This window comes from Paenibacillus sp. MT86, assembly GCF_058792535.1.
Genome location: NZ_CM179499.1, coordinates 2,368,978 through 2,389,359, shown reverse-complemented (window position 1 = coordinate 2,389,359; position 20,382 = coordinate 2,368,978). Strand labels below are relative to the sequence as shown.

Genomic DNA, 20,382 nt, shown 5'->3' with positions numbered 1-20,382 from the left:
AAGTTGATACAATATAGCTGTATATATTGAAAAAGCTCCAAGATGTTATGATCTGAACGAAGCGGGGGCGATTGTCATATCCAGCGAAACCCATACCGTATCCTACGGAGAAGAAGAAGGCGAATTTTACTATCATCGCATTCACCGCACGAAGCCCTTTGAACGGAATAACCATTATCACGGAACTTACGAAATCTACTATTTGGTTTCGGGAGAACGCCATTATTTTATCAAAGAGAAGCTGTACTCCATACGGGCGGGGGACCTGATTCTCATCAATAAATTCGATGTCCATAAAACCTCGGGCCATGGAGACCCGGAGCATGAGCGTATCGTCATTAATTTCAGCGATTCCTTTCTCGGTAAAGGCCATCCCTTGCTGGCATCGGGATTGCTCGGCATGTTTAACCAGGATCGGCCGCTGCTGCGTTTAACCGTGCCGGAGCAGGCCATCATCATGCAAATTCTGAATAAAATGGCCGATGAGATCCGGGAACGCTCCGCTTCGTATGAGCATATGCTGCAGGTGCTGCTTACGGAGTTATTAATCAAAACCTATCGATTAACCCATTCCGCCTCACTGCCTGCCAACGTCTCCATGAATCCGCTCCATCAGAAAATCACGGACGTGGTGAAGTTTATTCACGTCCACTACGCAGACAAAATCACGCTGCAGGGATTATCCGAAACCTTCTACATCAGTCCGTTCTACCTGTCCCGGATCTTCAAAGAGATTACGGGCTTTACCATCATTAATTACCTTAACCTCACCCGGATTCGCGAGGCGCAGCGCCTTCTGACGGATACGGATCTGAAAATCGTGGACATCGCCGAATCGATCGGCTTCGAAAGCCTCACCCATTTTGACCGGACCTTCAAAAAAATCATGAACATGACGGCAAGCCAATATCGCAAAATCAACAGCGTCCCCTGAACATGCAAAAAAGGAAGCGAGCCACCAGGAGTCCAGGTTTGTTCGCTTCCTTTTTTAGTTGTGATCATACAATGAGTCGCTTAGCTGATTCGATTCTGCTGCTGCTGATATTGCTCGATGGACATCAGCACTTCCCGCGGCTTGCTGCCCTCATAAGGACCGATCACTCCGCGCGCTTCCATGGAATCGATGAGGCGGGCGGCACGGGTGTACCCTACACGCATTCTCCGCTGCAGCAGCGATACGGATGCCTGCTTAGCTTCCAATACGATGGTCACCGCCTGTTCATACAACTCATCCAATTCTTCTTCGTCCGCGCCTGCAGATTCCTCTATTTCAGGCACCAACGACTCGTCATACTCCGCTTGTCCTTGATCCCGGACGAAATCCACGATGTTCTCGACCTCATGATCACTCATAAAGGCTCCCTGAACGCGGATTGGCTTGGAGGAGCCCATCGGCATAAACAGCATGTCCCCGCGGCCAAGCAGCTTCTCGGCGCCCGCCATATCCAGAATGGTTCGTGAATCGACCTGCGAAGACACGCCAAAGGCAATACGCGACGGGATGTTCGCTTTAATGACCCCGGTGATAACGTCGACCGACGGACGCTGCGTCGCGATAATCAGATGGATTCCGGCTGCACGCGCCATCTGGGCCAATCGAGTAATCGCATCCTCCACGTCGTTGGCCGCAACCATCATCAAATCGGCCAACTCGTCCACGATGACAACGATATACGGCAATACCGCAGGCAGATTATCCTTCATCAGATTGTTGTAGCCCTCAATATTCCGCGTTCCCGACTTGGAGAACAGCTCATACCGCTTCTCCATCTCCACGACGATTTTCTTAAGCGCTAAGGAGGCCCGCTTCGGGTCGGTTACCACCGGCGCCATCAAATGCGGAATCCCGTTATAGACATTGAGTTCGACCATCTTCGGATCGACCATCAGGAACTTAACCTCATCCGGCTTCGCTTTATACAGGATGCTGGTAATAATGCCGTTGATGCATACGGATTTACCGGAACCCGTGGCGCCTGCAACTAGGAGATGGGGCATCCGTGCCAAATTACCGACAATCGTCTGGCCCGAAATATCGCGGCCGAACGCGATCGACAGCTTCGATTCCGCGTCCTGGAACGTCGGCGTTTCCATAACCTCTCGCATGGTGACGAGCGAAACTTCATTGTTCGGCACTTCGATCCCGATGGCGGACTTGCCTGGAATCGGCGCCTCCATCCGAATATCCTTGGCCGCAAGCGCGAGTGCGATATCATCGGTCAGATTCACGATCCGGCTGACCTTGACGCCGATGTCCGGCTGAATTTCATAGCGGGTTACCGACGGACCCCGGACAACCTCCAGAACCTTGGCCCGAACGCCAAAGCTTTCCAGCGTGGCCTCCAGCTTTCGCGCTGTCTGCATGTAATCGTTCTGGTCTCCGCCCTTGCCGCCGTTGTTCGGTTTGGACAGAAGCCGGAACGGAGGCAGCTTGTACGGCTTGGGCGGCGGAGCCGGAGGCGCTGTCGGTGCCGATCCTTCTTGCCCACCAGTATCCGCCATAACAGCTGAATTCGTCTCGCCGTTCAGCGTCTCCGGGTCAACCATGGCATCCGAACTTGATGCCGCGTTCCCCGAAGGGTCCTCATGTGCCGGAGGCATCACCGCTTCGTGATCATCTTGATCGTCATCCAATCGACCTTCTTGCTTCACCTGCTCAAAGAAATCGCGAATAATCGGCGAAGAAGGCACAGGATCCGGTGCAGAAAATGCAGCATCCGTCCCCTCCTCCGTTTGATCCGCTCGGCTGAACAGGACGACCTCGCCCTCATCATGCTCACCATGTCCGTTGCCAACCGTAAATACCGGAGCCGACTCATCCATAACATCCTCTGCCTCTTCTGCGGCTTCGTTCCGCTTGTTGCCCTTGGAACCAAACAGTTGGAAGAATTGCGGCGCTTTACGCTTCGGCAGCCGCATGCCTTCCATATCGTCGAGGTCATCGTCTTCATCCAGATCCTCCGGCAGCTGTATGCGTTGCTCCTTGGCGCTTGCCTTCGCCGCCGCCTTTGATTTCGTCTGCTGGCTGTTCATTTTCTTTTGGATTCGTTCCCCGGCTTTTACAACCCTGACGCGGAACATCCGCATTAAATCGACATAGGACAGATTCGTAATCAGCATGAAGCTGATAAACAGCATGACAATCACAATCAACTTTGCCCCGATGCTGCCGAACAGCATCAACAAGAGGGCAAACTGCAAGGCTCCAACATAACCCCCGCTGATATCCCGGCCCATGACGGGATGACGTCCGTCATCCGCCCCGGCATGAAGGAGCTCGCCCTGCAAATCACTATGTATCTGGCTCATCGCACTCGATGCATTCAATTGTCCGATCGGAGCCAATTTGGACTCCAGACCTGCAATACTGCTCATTAAGGTGAGCGATAATACCAGGAGAAGGACACCGGTACGCCTGCTGTTCCACCGTTTGGGCCATTTCCGGTGAATCATCACCATTAACCCGTAATAAATGCCGATTAGGGGGATGATAAAATAATACTTACCCAGCAGATATCCCGACATCTTGGACAGGGAACGCCCCACCGGTGCTTCTCCGGATAACGCGATGACCGAGAGTGTCATCAATACAATTCCATAAATTTCATATTTCAATACGGCTGCAAAGGCTGCCTTCTTCTTTCTTTTCCGCTTTGCCAAATGTGTCACCCCCGAATCCATATTATAGCATAATATTCGGTGGCGTACCTATGTTCTGTTTTCAGCCTTTAGCCTCATTTTCGACGGTCGGAATATAGCGAATCATGGTCCCTGGCGCGTAGCGCGGGTTCAAGTAATCATGAAGCCCGCAATCCAATAAACGAACGATTTTCGCCTGTTCTTCCGTTACAGGCTTCACTTCCATCAAAATGCCATCGACTTGAACTTCCCTGGACATGACCTCCTGCTCCACTTGAAGCAGCCCGGTCGTCGGATCCAAGGGCATGACGCTGTACCAAGTCATTGCGTAATCCCCCCGGGTTGAATCGTTTTACGCTCGGCGATCATGCTGTTCAGTCGGCTTAATGCCTGTCCGATTCCACCCACTTCGTTCATTAAGCCATACTTTACGGCGTCTGTACCCGAAACCGCAGTACCGATATCCCTGTTCAATTCGCCGGTCTTGAACATCAGATCCTTGAACTGTTCCTCCGTGATCCCCGAGTGGCTCGTCACAAAGCGCACGACGCGTTCCTGCATTTTCTCCATGTATTCGAAGGTTTGCGGCACGCCAATGACTAACCCGCTCATGCGAATCGGGTGAATCGTCATCGTTGCGCTCTCTGCGATAATCGAATGGTCTGCGGCAACAGCGATAGGCACGCCGATGCTATGACCCCCTCCTATGACAACCGTTACCGTCGGTTTGCTGAGCGATGCAATCATTTCGGCAATGGCGAGCCCTGCTTCCACATCGCCGCCAACGGTATTCAAAATGATCAAGAGTCCCTCGATTCGCGGATTTTGCTCGGCTGCCACTAGCTGTGGAATCATATGCTCGTATTTGGTCGTTTTATTTTGCGGCGGCAGCACGAGATGACCCTCGATTTGCCCAATAATCGTCATGCAAAAGACGTTGGATTCTCCGCCGGTCGGAAGCCCCGTCTGTCCCAGCTGCTGAATGGTTTCCGTCACGGCCGCTTTCTTGCCTTCCTCGGTCGGAACGACCGGAGGCGCCTCCGTCTCACCGGTCCACCCCGCTTTTCTGTTTCCCGTCATCCGTTGATCGTTGTCCATCGCGCATCCCTGCCTTTTTATTCTTAATGTCTAGCTGCTGCAACAAACACATAGCTAACCCTTAGTATGGCAAATGACGCGGCTTTTTTATGCTTGTGCAGAACATTCAGCATTAGGCCTTGCTCATAACAAACAAAAAACTCCTGCCGAACCAATCGGGAGAAGTTTCAATGATTTCCATATAAATAGCCCCTTTTTCGCGGAAACCGTCCAATTATTACCTGCGAAAAAGGGGCGACTGTGTGCCTGATTTATTGTATTGTCTCGTATCAGACTTCCATGATGATCGGCAAGATCATCGGTCTGCGACGTGTTTGTTCATACAAGAAGCGTCCCAAAGCGTCTTTCACGCTGGTCTTCAGTGACGCCCATTCATTCACGTTTTCGCTCATCAGCTTCTGAAGCGTGCTGGAAACGATACGGTTGGCTTCATCCAGAAGCCCTTCGGATTCTCGTACGTATACGAATCCACGGGAAATAATATCGGGACCGGAAACGATGGAGCCGTTTTGTTTGCTCAACGTAACGACAACGACCAGAATTCCGTCCTGGGACAGAAGCTTGCGGTCGCGCAGTACGATGTTCCCTACGTCCCCGACGCCAAGTCCGTCAATCAGCACATTGCCGGCGGTCACTTTGCCGGCTTTGCGAGCCGAGCCGCCTTGAATCTCCACAATTTCTCCGATATCGGTAATAAAGATGTTGTCCGGATCCACGCCAACGGATTCCGCAAGCAGGGCATGACGGCGCTGCATCCGGTACTCGCCATGGACAGGGATGAAAAATTGCGGTTTCATCAGATTCAGCATCAGCTTAAGCTCTTCCTGGCTGCCGTGACCCGACACGTGGACGCCCGAATTGGATCCGCTGTAAATGACGTCTGCTCCAAGACGGAACAACTCATCGATCGTACGACCCACGTACTTCTCATTTCCTGGTACTGGAGTCGCTGCGATGATGACCGTATCTCCCGGCAGAATGTCCACCTTGCGGTGAGTGGAACGTGCCATGCGCGTGAGCGCTGACATCGGTTCTCCCTGACTGCCCGTACACAATACGACAACGCGATCCGCTGCCATTTTATTTACCTCTTCGGGTTCGATCAGCATGCCGTCCGGAATGTGCAGGTATCCAAGCTCTGCGGCAATGGATACAACGTTAACCATGCTTCTGCCGATTACCGTGATTTTACGTCCGGTGGACTCGGCTGCGTTGACAACCTGTTGAATACGGTGCACGTTCGATGCAAACGTTGCAACTACAACCCGCTGCTCGGCTTTGCGGAAGATGTCTTCCAGCACGATGCCTACGTTTTTCTCGGAAGGCGTAAAGCCGGGGCGCTCTGCGTTTGTACTGTCCGACAGAAGTGCCAATACTCCCTTGCTTCCGATCTCAGCCATACGCTGCAGATCCGCATACTGGTCATTGACCGGAGTATGGTCAAATTTAAAGTCCCCCGTGTGCACCACATTGCCTTCCGGCGTTTCGATACAGATCCCCACGGAATCCGGAATGCTGTGATTGGTTTTGAAGAAGGTCGCTTTCAATGTGTTTCCGAGTTGAACTTCCGAATCCGCATGGATCAGAATCCGTTTCGTCTCACCAAGCAAATTCGCTTCTCTGAGCTTGTTTTCCACCAATCCGAGCGTCAATTTCGTTCCGTATACAGGAACGTTCAAGTGTTTCAATACGTAAGGGAGGCCGCCGATATGGTCCTCGTGACCGTGAGTCAGCAAAATCCCTCTCACTTTGTCGCGATTTTCCGTTAAATAGCTAATATCAGGAATAACAATATCAATCCCAAGCATATCTTCTTCTGGGAACTTCAATCCCGCATCCACGACAACGATGTCGCCTGCATACTGGATGACATACATGTTCTTCCCGATTTCACCGACGCCGCCCAAGGCAAAAATCGATAGTTTATCGCTGCTTATTTTCTTAGACAAATGTATCTAACCCTCCTATAGTTTTGGACGTCGTACCATTGTTATATTAAATTTCAAAAAAATACCGCACCCAGTCACTTGAATTCATTATACATGATGAAAAAGTGAAAACACAAGTCAGCCACCTTCGTGAGCCATAGGATGCCCAGAATCAAAAGGGTTTAAAACGAAGAAAGCCACCGCCTTCGATGAAGGCAGTGGCCCTGAAAATAGGTAAGCGGCAGCTTACAAGGAAGACAGCATATTACGGATAAAAGCAGCCTCGTTCTCGCTTGGAGCAACGAGCGGCAGGCGAACCCCGCCGACTTGATAGCCGCGTTCGTTCAAAGCGAATTTTACCGCCGCAGGATTCGGAAGCGGGTCAGGACATTCAAAGAGGCCTTTGAACAGCGGGAATAAGGATTGATGAAGCTTGGCAGCTTCCTTCACGTTCCCCTCCACGTAGGCTTCGATCATGTCCTTCATGCGGGCACCTGCAATATGGCTGGCCACGCTTACGATTCCATAAGCACCTACCGACAATGCAGGCAATGCCGCGGAATCGTCGCCGGAATATACAATGAATCCTTCGGGAGCACCTGCGGCAATGCCGGTAACCTGGTCAATAGAAGCGCATTCCTTGGTCGCAACGATGTTCGGAATTTGTGCCAGCCTTAACGTGGTGGACGTGCTTAGGCTGATGCCCGTTCTTCCAGGCACATTATACAGCATGACGGGCAAGGAGGTTGCCTCGGCAATCGCCTTAAAATGCCGGTAGAGTCCTTCCTGGTTCGGCTTGTTGTAGTAGGGTGCAACAAGCAAAATGCCGTCGACGCCGCAGCTTTCGGCTTTTTTCGTCAATTCCGCGGAATGTGACGTATTGTTGCTGCCGGTGCCCGCGATGATCTTGCTCCGTCCGCCCGCCTGTTTCACAGCGAACTTAAACAATTCAAGCTTTTCGTCTTCGCTAAGCGTTGGCGATTCGCCGGTCGTTCCAGCAATGACCAGGGAATCCGACTTCTGTTCCACAATCAGGTGCTCAATCAATCTCGCAGTCTCGTTCCAATTGATCTGGCCGTTCTGATCAAAAGGGGTTACCATAGCCGTAATCAGTCTTCCGAAATCCACAATGATTCCTCCTTAAAGCATTCCCGCGCGGGAATGCTTCCTTCGTAAGTAATCTTATCTATATTATTTCCTATCAAACGCTTTAAGGGAATATCCGTCTTTTAGTAACTTTATCGGTGAAGCTCAAATTTATGATGAAGTGCGCGCAGCGCTTGAGCCATATCCTCTTTTTTAACCAGTACCCATATCGTCGTATTCGAATCCGCGGATTGCAGAATCGGAATGTCGTGCTCGCTCAAGGATTCCACGATTTTGGCCATGATGCCCGGAACGCCGTTGATGCCGCCGCCAATGACGGACACTTTGGCACAGCCGGATAAGCTTTTCGGTTTCAGGTCCAGGCTCTGCAGCACTTCGATCGCCTTCTCCGAATCGCTGTCAAACACCGTATAAAGCACTCCGGTAGGGGTAACATTAATAAAGTCCACGCTGATGGAATGCTCGGCCATCGATTTAAATACCTTCAGTTGAAGACCTTCCGTGCGATCGCATTCCACCGAGATTTGCGTTATGTTGCTTACATAGGCAACTCCCGTCACAAAGCGGTCCACGATTCCGGATTGAATATCTCTGAAGCCTTCAGGCTGGGTTACCAGCGTGCCCTCATTATCCGAGAAGGTCGACCGCACTCTGACCGGAATTTGGGATTGCATGGCAATCTCAACCGCTCTAGGATGAATGACCTTTGCCCCTTGATGAGCCATGTTGCAAATCTCCGTGTAACTTACGTAACTAAGCGGCTTCGCATCCTCGACGATGCGGGGATCCGCCGTTAGAATGCCGTTGACATCCGTGTAGATATCTACCATTTCCGCGCGAAGCGCGGCACCGAGCGCTGTAGCCGAAGTATCGCTTCCGCCTCTGCCCAGCGTGGTAAAGTCGCCGGAATCGGTCTGCCCCTGGAAGCCGGTTACGATGACAACCTGATGACTCTCCAACTCTTTCAAAACCCGTTCAGGTTTTACGTCCTTGATACGTGCATTTCCGAAGTGATCGTCTGTGAGAAATCCGGCTTGTGCACCCGTCAGCACCGTTGCGGTTATCCCCTCATGCTGAAGGAGACTGCACAGCGTTGAAGCCGAGATAATTTCACCGCAGCAGAGCAGCAGATCCCGTTCTCTGTCTGGAAGCGCGTTTCCGTTATGCCCGATCCAGTCCAGGAGCGTGTCTGTCGCATAAGGCTCCCCTCTGCGTCCCATAGCCGATACGACCACGACCAATTGGTAGTGATTGGCCAGTTCACGCTGGATGTGCCCAATAACATGGGTTCTTGCTTGCGGTGTAGACAATGAGGTGCCGCCGAATTTTTGAACTAAGATGCGCATAAAATATTCCTCCGTTTATATATGCCCAGGAGACGTAAATTGCGGGCCGACCGACTGAAACGGCCGGCTATTAAGCCTGGCCGTTCCGTTGTTGATGATGATTTCTGCGATTTGCACAGCATTTCCATGCTGCACCCTTCAGAAGATGATCTAGCGATGAACTCCAGATCATAGTCCTTCTTGAATTCAACGTACATGGATTTCGAATGCCCGTTAACGACCGGGATGCGTACACTAGCAGCCGTCACTTCAATGGATTCGTCGCCCATCATTTTTTTGGTCTCGCGGACCATCTTCATTTCTTCCAGGGTATAACCGTTCTCTGTAATTTTATCGAGAATATTCAACGATCATCGGCTGGAGTTGTTTCCCTTCCAATGCCGCATAACAAGCTTCCGGAATCAGATTCATTTTGGCGACAAGCGAGTTCGGTTTCTGCTGCGGATTATCCTGTCCGTAAGGGACGAAATATATGTTTTTGGTAACCAGCAGCTTCGCGATATTGGCCGCATTCAGTCCAAGGCCGTCATTCGTTGAGATCGCCAGCACCAGCGGTCTGCAATTTCTCATCTGCGCCTTGGCTGCCATTAAGACAGGACTGTCAGTCATCGCATTGGCCAGCTTGCTGGTCGTGTTTCCCGTGCAAGGGGCGATAACCAGGACGTCAAGCAGCTTGGATGGGCCCAGCGGTTCCGCCTCCACAATTGTAGAAATAATATCATTCCCGGTTATATCTTTCAACTGTTTCTGCCAATTTTCCGATGTGCCGAATCGGGTATCGGTCGTCATGATGGTGCTCGATACAATCGGCACCACATTCGCTCCCCCGTCTTTGAATCGCTGGATCTGCGGCATCACTTCTTCGAGTGTGCAGTGCGATCCTGTCAGGGCATAACCCACTGTAATTCCATTCCAATTCATTTACGCATCCCCCCGAATCTTGATTTCTTCAGAAATCAGCTCCACCAGCGTGTTGGCCATGATGATGCCGGCTGTTTTTGGAGCCACGATTCCGGGTAGTCCGGGTGCGAGCATGGCTTTGATACCCCGTTTCTCGGCATAGCGAAAATCGCATCCGCCGGGTGCGGAGGCAAGGTCAATAATGACAGCCTCCCGAGGCATTTTCGAGATGATTTGTGCTGTGACTATCATAGTTGGAATCGTGTTAAAAAGCAAGTCAATATCCGACACATAAGAACCCAGATCCCTTACCAGGAAGGGCTTCCAGCCCATTTCCTCAGCTCTTGCGTAGTGCTCCGATTTACGTACCCCCATTCGAATTTTGGCACCCAGTCCCTGCAGGCTGCGAGCCATTGTAAATCCGGTCCGTCCCATGCCGAGCACCATGCTTGTAGATCCGTGGATCGTAAAATCCGTGTTTTGGATCGCCATCATGAGTGCGCCTTCGGCGGTCGGAATGGAATTATAAATAGCCACATCGTCCCTCTCCAATATCTCTACCAGCTTGATCTTATATTTGTCACATAGCGAGCGCAAATAGGGTTTCGCCATGCCTGTATAGATCACTCCATGTCCGGGCATCGCCGCGATATGTTCTTCCTGCAGTCGCAGCGGCCCTTCCGAGAATAGCGCGCTGACACGTCCCTCATCATCACATCCCACTACAGGCAGGATCAGAGCATCGGCGTCCGATAACAGCTCTGGCGTAAGCGGCTCGCGAGTCACTCCCTGAAAAGAATCCTGCAGTTTCTCAAACCCGGCGATCATGACGGAGGCATCCATCTCAGCGCATTTGCGAATCACTTCAATTTGCCTTGCGTCTCCTCCAACAAAGACGGTCCGGACTCCAGTCAGCATGGAAGGCCTCGCTCCTTTCTTCAAACCAACGTATAAAGCATCTTATGCTGCCGCCTATGGGGAGGTGAGCGCATTTCCCTTAAACTACCGCCTTAACGCAGTAAATAACGTTAGGAGAGATAAGTCCGGCTTCATGTCCATCCTGCTTCAAGACCAACGAAAAAAAACACCGCTCCGTTTCAACCGGAGCGGTGTTCATGCTGATATCATGATCCTGATGATACCCTTAAGCTTCCATGGTATGGTTTATTTGCCGGTATGACCGAATCCGCCCGCCCCGCGTACCGTATCGGACAGTTCGTCAACTTCCGTAAATTCTACGGCAGGCACGGATTTGAACACCATTTGGGCAATCCGCTCATTACGCTCAATCGCAAAAGGCTCCTGTCCCAAATTGACAAGCAGCACCTTGACTTCCCCGCGATAATCGGCGTCAATCGTACCCGGAGCATTCAGGCAAGTAATGCCATGTTTATAGGCAAGACCGCTGCGCGGACGGATTTGCGCCTCAAGCTCGGCCGGCATGGCAATCGCAAAACCGGTCGGGATTAATTTGCGTTCACCCGGGTTTAGCACCACCGGCTCTTGAACGGCAGCGTGCAGGTCGAAACCCGCGGCCAGCTCGGACATTTTCACCGGAAGTTTCACATCTTCATTTCCTGGCAATCTATTGATTTGAACGTAGTGCAACAAATTCATTCCTCCTAAGTACATTCAGTGCTTTATCTGAAGTTCCTACCATCGCTAGTGCATATGGAGTCCCAAACATACGGTCAAGAACCGCATTGACATCCTTCATGTCGACCTGCTCGATCCGTTTAATGATCTCGTCCAGACTGAAATGGCGGCCCAGCATCAATTCGTTCTTGCCCAAGCGATTCATGCGGCTGCTCGTGCTCTCCAGACTCAGGATGAGACTGCCCTTCAATTGTTCCTTTCCTTTGCGCAGCTCTTCCTCCGTCATCCCGTTCTGTGCCAAATCATGAAGCATTTCCGTGGTCAGCTGAAGCACTTCTTTTGTCTGTTTGGGCGCTGTGCCTGCATAGATGGTAAACATGCCGTTATCCGCGTGGGAACTGTGGTATGAATATACCGAGTACGCCAGCCCGCGCTTCTCCCGAATTTCCTGAAACAAGCGTGAGCTCATGCCGCCGCCAATGGCGTTATTCAGCAGAACCATCGCATACTGAAGCTCGTCGCCGATCGAGCAGCCGGGAAACGACATGCAGATATGATTCTGCTCCGTTTTCTTCTTGCGGAACTGCACGCCGTCCAAAAAGGCCGGTACCGCCAGCGGCTCCGACGTTCCATGGTTGGCAAAGCCGCCAAAATGGCGCTCCAATAACGCAATCACTTCATCATTGATGTTGCCGGCGAGGGCAATCACCGTGTTCTCAATGGTATAGTGCCGGTCCATGTAGGATCTCAGCGCTTGCGAATCCATCGACTCCAGCCGCTCCTTCGTGCCGAGAATCGGATAAGCAAGCGGGTGGTCACCGTACACCGACAACGACATCAGATCATGAACCAGATCATCCGGCGTATCTTCATACATCGCAATCTCTTCAAGAATGACATTCTTCTCCTTGGCTAACTCGCCCGCATCCAGCTTCGAGTTGAAGAACATGTCGGACAGCACGTCAACGGCAATCGGAAAATGCTCATCCAGCACCTTGGCATAATAACACGTATATTCCTTGGACGTAAAAGCGTTGACGTTACCGCCGATGGCATCAAATTCTTCAGCTATGGCACGGGCGTCAAAGCGCTCCGTCCCTTTGAACATCATATGCTCTATAAAATGCGTAATCCCATTGATGTCTTCCGATTCATTGCGGGATCCGGTTTTCACCCAAATGCCGAATGAAACCGAACGACTTGTCGGGATTTGCTCCATAACCACTCTCAGGCCGTTAGACAATTGTATTTTTTTCACGAATAGGCCCCCCTAACTGTTCCATCAAAGGCTCACTTCGGCTGACAATCAGCCTCATGCCATCCATTCATTCTATCAAACTTTACCATGCGTCTCAACTTCCCTTTGGCATGATTCGCTCCGGTGAAAGCGTCTGGCTGACGGTCCCGATCTCCAGTCCCTTGGCCCGTATTCCGTCAATCATCCCTTTTAATGCTTGGGAAGAGGAGTCCGTTGGATGCATCAATATCAAAAATCCCGGCTCCACCTTCGACGTAATCTTCTGAACGACGGCATCCGGCGCCGGATGCTTCCAGTCGACCGTGTCAAGCGTCCACAGCACCGTCTTCAATCCTCTTGCATGCGCGATGGATACGGTCTGCTGATTGAAATCGCCGGAAGGCGGTGCAAACCACTTATTTACTACGCCCAGGCTTTCTTTAAGCAGATCCTGCGTCTTTGCGATTTCCATCTCCGCCCGTTCCCTGCTGAGACGGCTCATGTTCGGATGCGTAAAGGCATGATTCTCCACCTCATGGCCTCGTTTCACGATCTCGGCGGCCAGCTCCGGGTTTTTCTTCAGCCAGCTGCCATCCAGGAAAAACGTAGTTTTCACCTTCTCCGCATCGAGCGTATTCAGCATCGGCACCAGAAATTCGTTCCCCCACGCCACGTTAATCATCATCGATACCATCGGCTTGTTGGGGTTCCCTCGATAGATCGGTTGTTCCCCCAGATCATCGAGCGTGACTTTAGCCGGTATCTGCCGGTAAACGTAGGGAATGGCATCGCCGGCTTTACGTTTCTTCGACGATGCTGCTTGATATGTAGCTTCGATATCGACTTCGAGTCCATTGTATCCGGGAATCGCTTTCCACACCGAGTCCACCCTGGCATCCACCGGCTCGATACGCGATTTAGCCGCAGCGGCTTCAATTTGACCCAATAAATCCAGATCCACTGCCGTCTCTGAACCACTGACGAGATGCGCCTCCGGTTTGTTCTCCAGCCCCGATACGTATTTCCAAGCCCCGCTGAACACAGCAACAGCCGACACCATTGCGGCACCGGTCAGCAGCACGGCCATCTTTTTTCCATTCATGGGCATATCCATCCTCCCTAGAGAAGCTTTGTCCCATTTTATGTGCGATCTGACGGAAATATGTACCGAAACATAAGGCCTTAAGCCGTGTAAGCCTGACCCGATGCTTATTCCGAAGCAAAGAACATAGGGAGTCCGGCGTCTGATGAGCAAAAAAGAGCCAGAATGATAGGTTCTGCCTCTTTTCCTTCTATCGATATGCGGTTAAACCTGCAAGCGCGAATTAAGATCCGCTCTTGCTGGCTTCGGTTGTCAACACGGCTTTGCGAGACAGGTTAATCCGTCCCTGCTGGTCGATTTCGGTAACCTTCACGGTAATGACGTCACCGATTGCAACCACGTCCTCTACCTTCGCTACGCGCTCAGTCGAGAGTTGGGAGATATGCACAAGCCCGTCTTTGTTAGGCAGGATTTCAACAAATGCACCGAATTTCTCAATCCGTTTTACAGTACCTGTATAGATTTCGCCAACAGCCACCTCACGCACGATGCCTTCGATAATCGAAAGAGCCTTCTTGTTCATCTCATCGTTGGACGATGCGATGAATACGCGGCCGTCTTGTTCGATATCGATCTTCACGCCGGTCTCTTCGATGATTTTGTTGATGATTTTGCCGCCGGCCCCGATAACATCGCGGATTTTATCCGGGTTGATCTGCATCGTAATGATCTTAGGCGCATATTGGGACAGCGTTTCTCTTGGCTTTTGAATGGCTTCCGCCATTTTTCCAAGGATGTGCATGCGTCCTTCTTTTGCCTGCTGCAGCGCTTCCTGCAAAATCGCGCGGTCGATGCCGTCGATCTTGATATCCATCTGAATGGCGGTAACCCCGTCAGGCGTACCTGCCACTTTGAAGTCCATGTCGCCGAGATGGTCTTCCATCCCTTGAATGTCCGTCAAGATGGAAACGTGGTCTCCGTCTTTAATCAAGCCCATCGCCACGCCGGCTACAGGCGCTTTGATCGGCACCCCTGCGTCCATCATGGCAAGCGTGCTTGCGCAAATGCTCGCTTGGGATGTCGAACCGTTCGATTCAATCACCTCGGACACGAGGCGAATCGTGTACGGGAAATCCACTTCATTCGGAATGACCTTCGACAATGCACGTTCACCCAGTGCACCGTGACCGATTTCACGACGGCCCGGAGCGCGAAGCGGACGCGCTTCCCCAACGCTGAACGGCGGGAAGTTATAATGGTGCATGAAGCGCTTGGTCTCTTCCAGATCGATTCCATCGAGAATTTGTACATCGCCTAGAGCACCTAGTGTACATACGCTAAGAGCCTGGGTTTGTCCACGCGTAAACAGACCGGAGCCATGCGTTCTAGGCAGCAGGCTGGTATCGCAATCGATAGGACGGATCTCGGACAGACCGCGGCCGTCCGGACGAACTTTATCGTGCGTGATCAAACGGCGAACTTCTTCTTTCACGATATCGTGAAGGACCTCTTTAACATCCTTCAACAACTCGGGTGTCTCGAGGTACTTCTCTTCGAACACGGTGTATGCTTCGTCGTTGATAGCGTCAATCGCATCTTGGCGAGCGTGTTTCTCCTCAATGCGAACGGCTTCAACAAGACGGGCTTCCGCAAATTCGCGCACTTCGCGATTCACGGTTTCATTGACCGCATGAAGCTTAACCGCCATTTTCTCTTTGCCGCAAGCTGCCACCAGCTCTTCGATCTTGGCTACGATTTTCTTGATTTCCTCATGCCCGAACATGATCGCTTCCAGCATGACTTCCTCAGGAACTTCGTTCGCTTCGGCCTCGACCATCATGATCGCGTCTTTGGTGCCGGCGACGACCAGATAAATATCGCTTGCTTCCTGCTCCGCAATGTTCGGGTTCACGACAAAGTTGCCGTCAACGCGACCCACCGCAACGCCGCCGATCGGACCGTTAAAAGGCACGTCCGAGATGCTCAAGGCAGCGGAGGTACCAATCATGGCCGCAATTTCCGGCTCGCAATCCTGATCAACGCTCATCACCAAATTCAGAACTTGAACGTCATTCCGGAATCCTTCCGGAAACAGCGGACGAATCGGACGGTCTGTCAGACGGCTGGCAAGAATCGCCTTCTCGCTTGGTCTGCCTTCGCGTTTGATGAATCCACCCGGAATTTTACCGACTGCGTACAAGCGCTCCTCATAGTTGACCGTCAATGGAAAGAAATCCAGATCCTTCGGTTCACTGGAAGCCGTCACCGTACACAGGACTGCCGTTTCGCCGTAACGAACCATAACAGCCGCATTAGCCTGCTTCGCAAGGCGCCCTGTTTCGAACACGAGGGGTCTTCCGCCAAGCTGCATTTCAACACGTGTTTCCATGTAATCCCTCCTCATGGGGATAAATTTTTTTGAAATCTTAATCATCAGCATGTTTTTGCCAAACGCTGTCCACATTTCCTAACCAGAGTCATCGAAGCGGTCGAATATCACGAACCTATGTACAGGAACAACCCGAACCGTATAGAAAACATTCTCCGTATAGATTGCCCCGGTTATACCATGAAGTGAAAATTAGCGAACAGACCACGCCTACCATCTATCAAGAATCTATATTAAGATAACCCCACAAAGTGGAGTTTAGGCTATGAAGCGTACGCAGTACTTTGTGGGGAAGCTTTCGTAACGGTAAATTGTACAATACTTAGAAAAGAGCCCGGCTGTGCCGCTGTCGTTCCAAGAAGGACAGTGGACAACCAGGCTGTTTTCGGCACATCTTATGGATGATTAGCGACGCAATCCAAGCTTCTCGATCAAAGCACTGTAACGTTTAACATCCTTGTTTTTCAAGTATGCAAGCAACTTACGGCGTTGGCCGACCATTTTCAACAATCCGCGACGGGAATGATGATCCTTCTTGTGCGTACGCAAGTGGTCAGTCAAGTTCGTAATGTTTTCCGTTAGGATAGCGATTTGCACCTCTGGGGATCCTGTATCGGACTCATGAGTTTTGTGCTCGTCAATCAGTTGTTGTTTACGTTCTTGAGTCAATGCCATCCTGTTCACCTCCCTCATTATAATCGCCGTTGGCCCAGGTACCGACGGTGAGATCGAACATCCAAGCCAAGGTTAGAATTGCCCGATCCTCGGGCAACCTCTAAGAGTATAGCATACTTTACCTGAAAAAGAAAATCCGTTTGCGAACAATTTGTCCCAAAACGTTTTATTCGCTGACATTCAATATTTTGCGGGCCTCGACGGCATCCCGCTGAATCCATTCCACAAGCTCCTGAACCGATTCGAATTTATGCTCCTTGCGGATATATTGAACGATATCCACCGTCATGATCTGGTCGTACAGATCCCCTTCGAAATCAAACAGATGGACCTCGAAGATCGGTTCAGTAATCCCTTCGTGGAACGTCGGCTTCACGCCGACGTTCATGACGCCCGGTATCCAGTCGCAATGCTTATCCGTGCGGGCACGGACGGCATAGACGCCCAATGCAGGCGCCACGAATGGATCCGTCAACTCCAGGTTCGCGGTAGGGAAACCGATCTTTCTTCCCCGCTTCTCCCCGTGAACGACCGTACCCCGGATGTGGTAATTCCGTCCGAGCCAGCGGTTTGCGTCCGACAGCTGTCCAGTTTTCAAGGCAATCCGTATGGATGAACTTCCTACCTTCTCGCCGTCGACCAGGAATGGCGGTACCGTAACGACCGACATTTTGCCTTCCCCGAGTTCCTGAAGTTTAACTGCGTCTCCTGCGCCTTTATGGCCGAACCGGAAATCAAATCCGACTACCGCCGTTTGAAGATTCAAGGGAAAGAGCATTTCTTCAACAAACGCTTCCGGACTTACTTGGGAAAATTCTTTATTGAACTCGACGACGTACAGAATATCGATGCCCATCTGCTCGAGCAGCTGCTGCTTGTCAGGCTGGGGAGTCAGATAGCCTTCGTAGCTCCCCTTACCGATCACGTCCTTCGGGTGCGGATAAAAGGTAATGAGCGCGGCCGGCACTCCATTCTCCCGAGCAATGCTGACAGCGGTCGAAAGCACGCTGGCATGTCCCAGGTGAAGGCCGTCGAACTGGCCGATTGCCGCTACCTTGGGCTCGGCAGCTTCTCGTACGATGTCGGAAGATACAGGATAAGATAATGAAACAATCCTCATGATTTCTCACCTCCACTCACTAAATCCAGTCATGCTTAGGAAAATACTTTCACGGGAACGATAGCGCCCGTCTCTTCCTGACGCCTATAGATGCCCAGAAAGTTTTCCTTTATATCGTACAAACGGATAGGCTCCGAACTGTCGACGGCCGGTTCTACCGCCCTGGCGGACAAGCGTTGCCCCTTCAGCGCGGCCTCCGCCTTCTCTTCGGAAACCGTATGCTTTGCTAGATGATGAATCGCTTGATCCACCGGAATAAGCCGGGTTTGCAGCGTTTCATCCTTCATGAACTGCTCAATTTGCTCTAGGGTCAAGCACTGCGCCTCGGTGATTCCCGCCGATATCGTACGTACCAGCTTAACCATGACGGACGGCAGGCCGAGCTTCCTCCCGATATCCACACAAAGCGTGCGGATGTATGTACCTTTGGAGCACAGTACACGGAAAGAAATTTCCGTATACTCCCCTTCCGCATCAAAATCCGTCATCTCGATTTCATGAATCGTTACGGTTCGGCTTTTGCGCTCCACCGTCTTGCCTTCTCTGGCAAGCTCGTACAATCGTTTGCCGTTGATTTTGACGGCGGAGTACATAGGAGGAACCTGAGAGATCTGGCCTGTAAAAGATTGCAGCGCTTCAAGCGCCTCGTCTCTGGTCACGCGGACTTCATCCGCAGTCTCCACCACATTCCCGGTAATATCCTCGGTATCGGTCGAGTATCCAAGGCGGAGGACCGCATGATACTCTTTAGGCAGCTCCTGCAGATATTCGACGACCCGCGTAGCTCTCCCCAAGCATAACGGAAGCACGCCCGTCACTTCAGGGTCCAGCGTCCCGGTATGTCCGATCCGCTTCAAACGAACCATTCCCCGAACTTTGGCTACCACATCGTGGGAGGTCCATCCGGCCGGTTTGTGAACGGCCAAGATGCCTTCTAATTGCGTCATAGCTTTAATCTCACCTGCTCTACTACTTTAGGGATGATGTCTTGAAGGGAGCCTTCCATGCTGCACCCTGCCGCCCGGACATGGCCGCCACCGCCAAAAATTTGGGCCAACGCGGCAACATCCACTTTGCCGGCTGAACGCAAACTCGCCTTGACCATTCCGGATCTCAGCGATTTGAACAGAATCCCGACTTCGACTCCCTGAATGTTTCGGGGATAATTGACGATCCCTTCAAGATCCTCGCTAACGGCACCGCATAGTTCCATATGCTCGGGGGTTACGTACACCCAGGCTATTTTACCGTCATCCGACAGACTCAACGTGTTTAACGCCTGAACCAACACCTTCATCTGCGGGAGCGTCATTTCCTCAAGCAGCGTTTCCGCAATTTCGGGGCCGTTCACGCCATAGGATAACAGATCGGAAGCCATGCTCATGACCTTGGGCGACGTATTGGAATAACGAAACCCCCCGGTATCCGTTAACAATCCGGTATAAATCGCAGTGGCGATTTCGGCATCCCAATCGATTTCAAACAAATTCAGCAAATCATAAAGGATTTCTGCGGTTGCAGCCGCCTCGGGCACAACCAGGTTAACGGCTCCGTAACGATCATTCGTTGGATGATGGTCAATATTAACGATGCTTGCATGATCGGCAAACACCTGCTGCGTATAACCTACTCTCGCAAAATCCGCGCAATCCACGCAAATGACGTTTGAAAACGTCCTTCCCGGCTGCTGTTCCGACAGATTGAGAATGTCTTCTGCATGCCACAGCTTTTTCATGCGCTTCGGGATGGGCCCCTCGTTGATCATCGTGAATTTCTTGCCCAGACATGAGAGAAGCCAGCCCACCGCAAGGGTGGAACTGACTGCATCTCCATCGGGCTGAACATGCGACACAACCAAATAATCATCGTGCTCCAGCAGAAACGACTTCACCTGCTGCAGCTCTTGTTCATAGGTCTGCATTCGCCCTCTCCTTTATAAACAAAAACTACTCTATTTCTCTTCGCGATCCACGATTTCGGTCAGCAGCTTCTCAATATGGCTGCCATACGCAATGGAATCGTCGAATTTGAAGATCAGCTCCGGAACATGCCGGAGACGAATTCGCTTGCCCAGCTCGGAGCGGAGAAAGCCGCTTGCCTTCTCCAGCCCTTTCAAGGAAGCCGCCTTCTGCTCGTCGTCGCCGAGCACGCTCAGGTATACCTTCGCTTGGGACAGGTCGTTAGTTACATCCACGCCGGTCACGGTAATAAAACCGATTCTCGGGTCTTTCAATTCCGTTTGGATCAGTTGGCTGAGCTCTTTTTTAATCTGCTCGCCTACGCGCCCAGTTCTGATTTTTGCCAT

At 51.6% G+C, this 20,382-nt stretch carries 18 protein-coding genes and 1 pseudogene; 1 reads left to right on the top strand and 18 read right to left on the bottom strand.

The features are described 5' to 3' along the window. The first annotated feature begins 70 nt into the window (after window positions 1-70). Window positions 71-934 (top strand): helix-turn-helix transcriptional regulator, encoded by an 864-nt coding sequence (locus AC3RCL_RS10440; protein WP_015736289.1) that lies wholly within the window; start codon window positions 71-73, stop codon window positions 932-934. 80 nt (window positions 935-1,014) lie between these two features. Here the strand turns inward: AC3RCL_RS10440 and AC3RCL_RS10435 are convergent, their stop codons facing one another. The 18 genes and pseudogenes from AC3RCL_RS10435 to rbfA form a co-directional block, all read right to left on the bottom strand. Further along, the gene (locus AC3RCL_RS10435; RefSeq protein ID WP_192571293.1) at window positions 1,015-3,660 is read right to left on the bottom strand and encodes an FtsK/SpoIIIE family DNA translocase; all 2,646 of its coding nucleotides are present in this window, start codon (window positions 3,658-3,660) and stop codon (window positions 1,015-1,017) included. A 61-nt stretch (window positions 3,661-3,721) separates the two neighbouring features. Beyond that, a complete protein-coding gene (locus tag AC3RCL_RS10430; protein WP_492535329.1) occupies window positions 3,722-3,964 on the bottom strand; it encodes a YlzJ-like family protein in 243 nt (80 codons plus the stop codon). Beyond that, window positions 3,961-4,737 (bottom strand): ClpP family protease, encoded by a 777-nt coding sequence (locus AC3RCL_RS10425; RefSeq protein WP_009594727.1) that lies wholly within the window; start codon window positions 4,735-4,737, stop codon window positions 3,961-3,963. Before AC3RCL_RS10425 ends, AC3RCL_RS10430 begins: the two co-directional genes overlap by 4 nt. A 269-nt stretch (window positions 4,738-5,006) precedes the next feature. Further along, entirely contained in the window at window positions 5,007-6,686 is a 1,680-nt protein-coding gene (locus AC3RCL_RS10420; protein WP_009594732.1) for a ribonuclease J, read from the bottom strand. A gap of 225 nt (window positions 6,687-6,911) precedes the next feature. Then, the gene (dapA, locus tag AC3RCL_RS10415; protein WP_492535328.1) at window positions 6,912-7,793 is read right to left on the bottom strand and encodes a 4-hydroxy-tetrahydrodipicolinate synthase; all 882 of its coding nucleotides are present in this window, start codon (window positions 7,791-7,793) and stop codon (window positions 6,912-6,914) included. A 110-nt stretch (window positions 7,794-7,903) separates the two neighbouring features. Then, entirely contained in the window at window positions 7,904-9,118 is a 1,215-nt protein-coding gene (gene dapG, locus AC3RCL_RS10410) for an aspartate kinase (protein ID WP_015736294.1), read from the bottom strand. 157 nt (window positions 9,119-9,275) lie between these two features. After that, window positions 9,276-9,456, bottom strand: a pseudogene (locus tag AC3RCL_RS10405) (Asd/ArgC dimerization domain-containing protein); the annotation flags it as partial. Then, window positions 9,449-10,039 (bottom strand): dipicolinate synthase subunit B, encoded by a 591-nt coding sequence (locus tag AC3RCL_RS10400; protein WP_009594715.1) that lies wholly within the window; start codon window positions 10,037-10,039, stop codon window positions 9,449-9,451. The gene AC3RCL_RS10400 and the pseudogene AC3RCL_RS10405, both read right to left, overlap by 8 nt. Next, window positions 10,040-10,936, bottom strand: coding sequence for a dipicolinate synthase subunit DpsA (gene dpsA, locus AC3RCL_RS10395; RefSeq protein WP_015736295.1), 897 nt, complete (start codon window positions 10,934-10,936; stop codon window positions 10,040-10,042). 246 nt (window positions 10,937-11,182) lie between these two features. Then, window positions 11,183-11,629, bottom strand: a complete 447-nt coding sequence (dut, locus tag AC3RCL_RS10390) for a dUTP diphosphatase (protein WP_015736296.1) — start codon at window positions 11,627-11,629, stop codon at window positions 11,183-11,185. After that, the gene (locus AC3RCL_RS10385) at window positions 11,604-12,872 is read right to left on the bottom strand and encodes a M16 family metallopeptidase (RefSeq protein ID WP_009594719.1); all 1,269 of its coding nucleotides are present in this window, start codon (window positions 12,870-12,872) and stop codon (window positions 11,604-11,606) included. Before AC3RCL_RS10385 ends, dut begins: the two co-directional genes overlap by 26 nt. Window positions 12,873-12,966: 94 nt before the next feature. Next, a complete protein-coding gene (locus AC3RCL_RS10380; RefSeq protein ID WP_015736298.1) occupies window positions 12,967-13,959 on the bottom strand; it encodes a polysaccharide deacetylase family protein in 993 nt (330 codons plus the stop codon). A gap of 217 nt (window positions 13,960-14,176) precedes the next feature. Further along, window positions 14,177-16,282: a polyribonucleotide nucleotidyltransferase gene (gene pnp / locus AC3RCL_RS10375; RefSeq protein WP_192571289.1), complete on the bottom strand. Its 2,106-nt coding sequence runs from the start codon at window positions 16,280-16,282 to the stop codon at window positions 14,177-14,179. A 405-nt stretch (window positions 16,283-16,687) separates the two neighbouring features. Further along, complete coding sequence (gene rpsO, locus AC3RCL_RS10370) at window positions 16,688-16,957, bottom strand: 30S ribosomal protein S15 (protein ID WP_006211281.1); 270 nt, start codon at window positions 16,955-16,957, stop codon at window positions 16,688-16,690. Between the two features lie 166 nt (window positions 16,958-17,123). Next, window positions 17,124-18,077, bottom strand: coding sequence for a bifunctional riboflavin kinase/FAD synthetase (locus AC3RCL_RS10365; protein ID WP_213579184.1), 954 nt, complete (start codon window positions 18,075-18,077; stop codon window positions 17,124-17,126). 35 nt (window positions 18,078-18,112) lie between these two features. Continuing rightward, the gene (gene truB / locus AC3RCL_RS10360) at window positions 18,113-19,024 is read right to left on the bottom strand and encodes a tRNA pseudouridine(55) synthase TruB (protein WP_492535327.1); all 912 of its coding nucleotides are present in this window, start codon (window positions 19,022-19,024) and stop codon (window positions 18,113-18,115) included. After that, on the bottom strand, window positions 19,021-19,998 hold the full coding sequence (locus AC3RCL_RS10355; RefSeq protein WP_096774500.1) for a DHH family phosphoesterase: 978 nt from the start codon (window positions 19,996-19,998) through the stop codon (window positions 19,021-19,023). The genes truB and AC3RCL_RS10355 overlap by 4 nt, the downstream gene beginning before the upstream one ends. Window positions 19,999-20,028: 30 nt before the next feature. Continuing rightward, a complete protein-coding gene (rbfA, locus tag AC3RCL_RS10350) occupies window positions 20,029-20,382 on the bottom strand; it encodes a 30S ribosome-binding factor RbfA (protein ID WP_009594729.1) in 354 nt (117 codons plus the stop codon).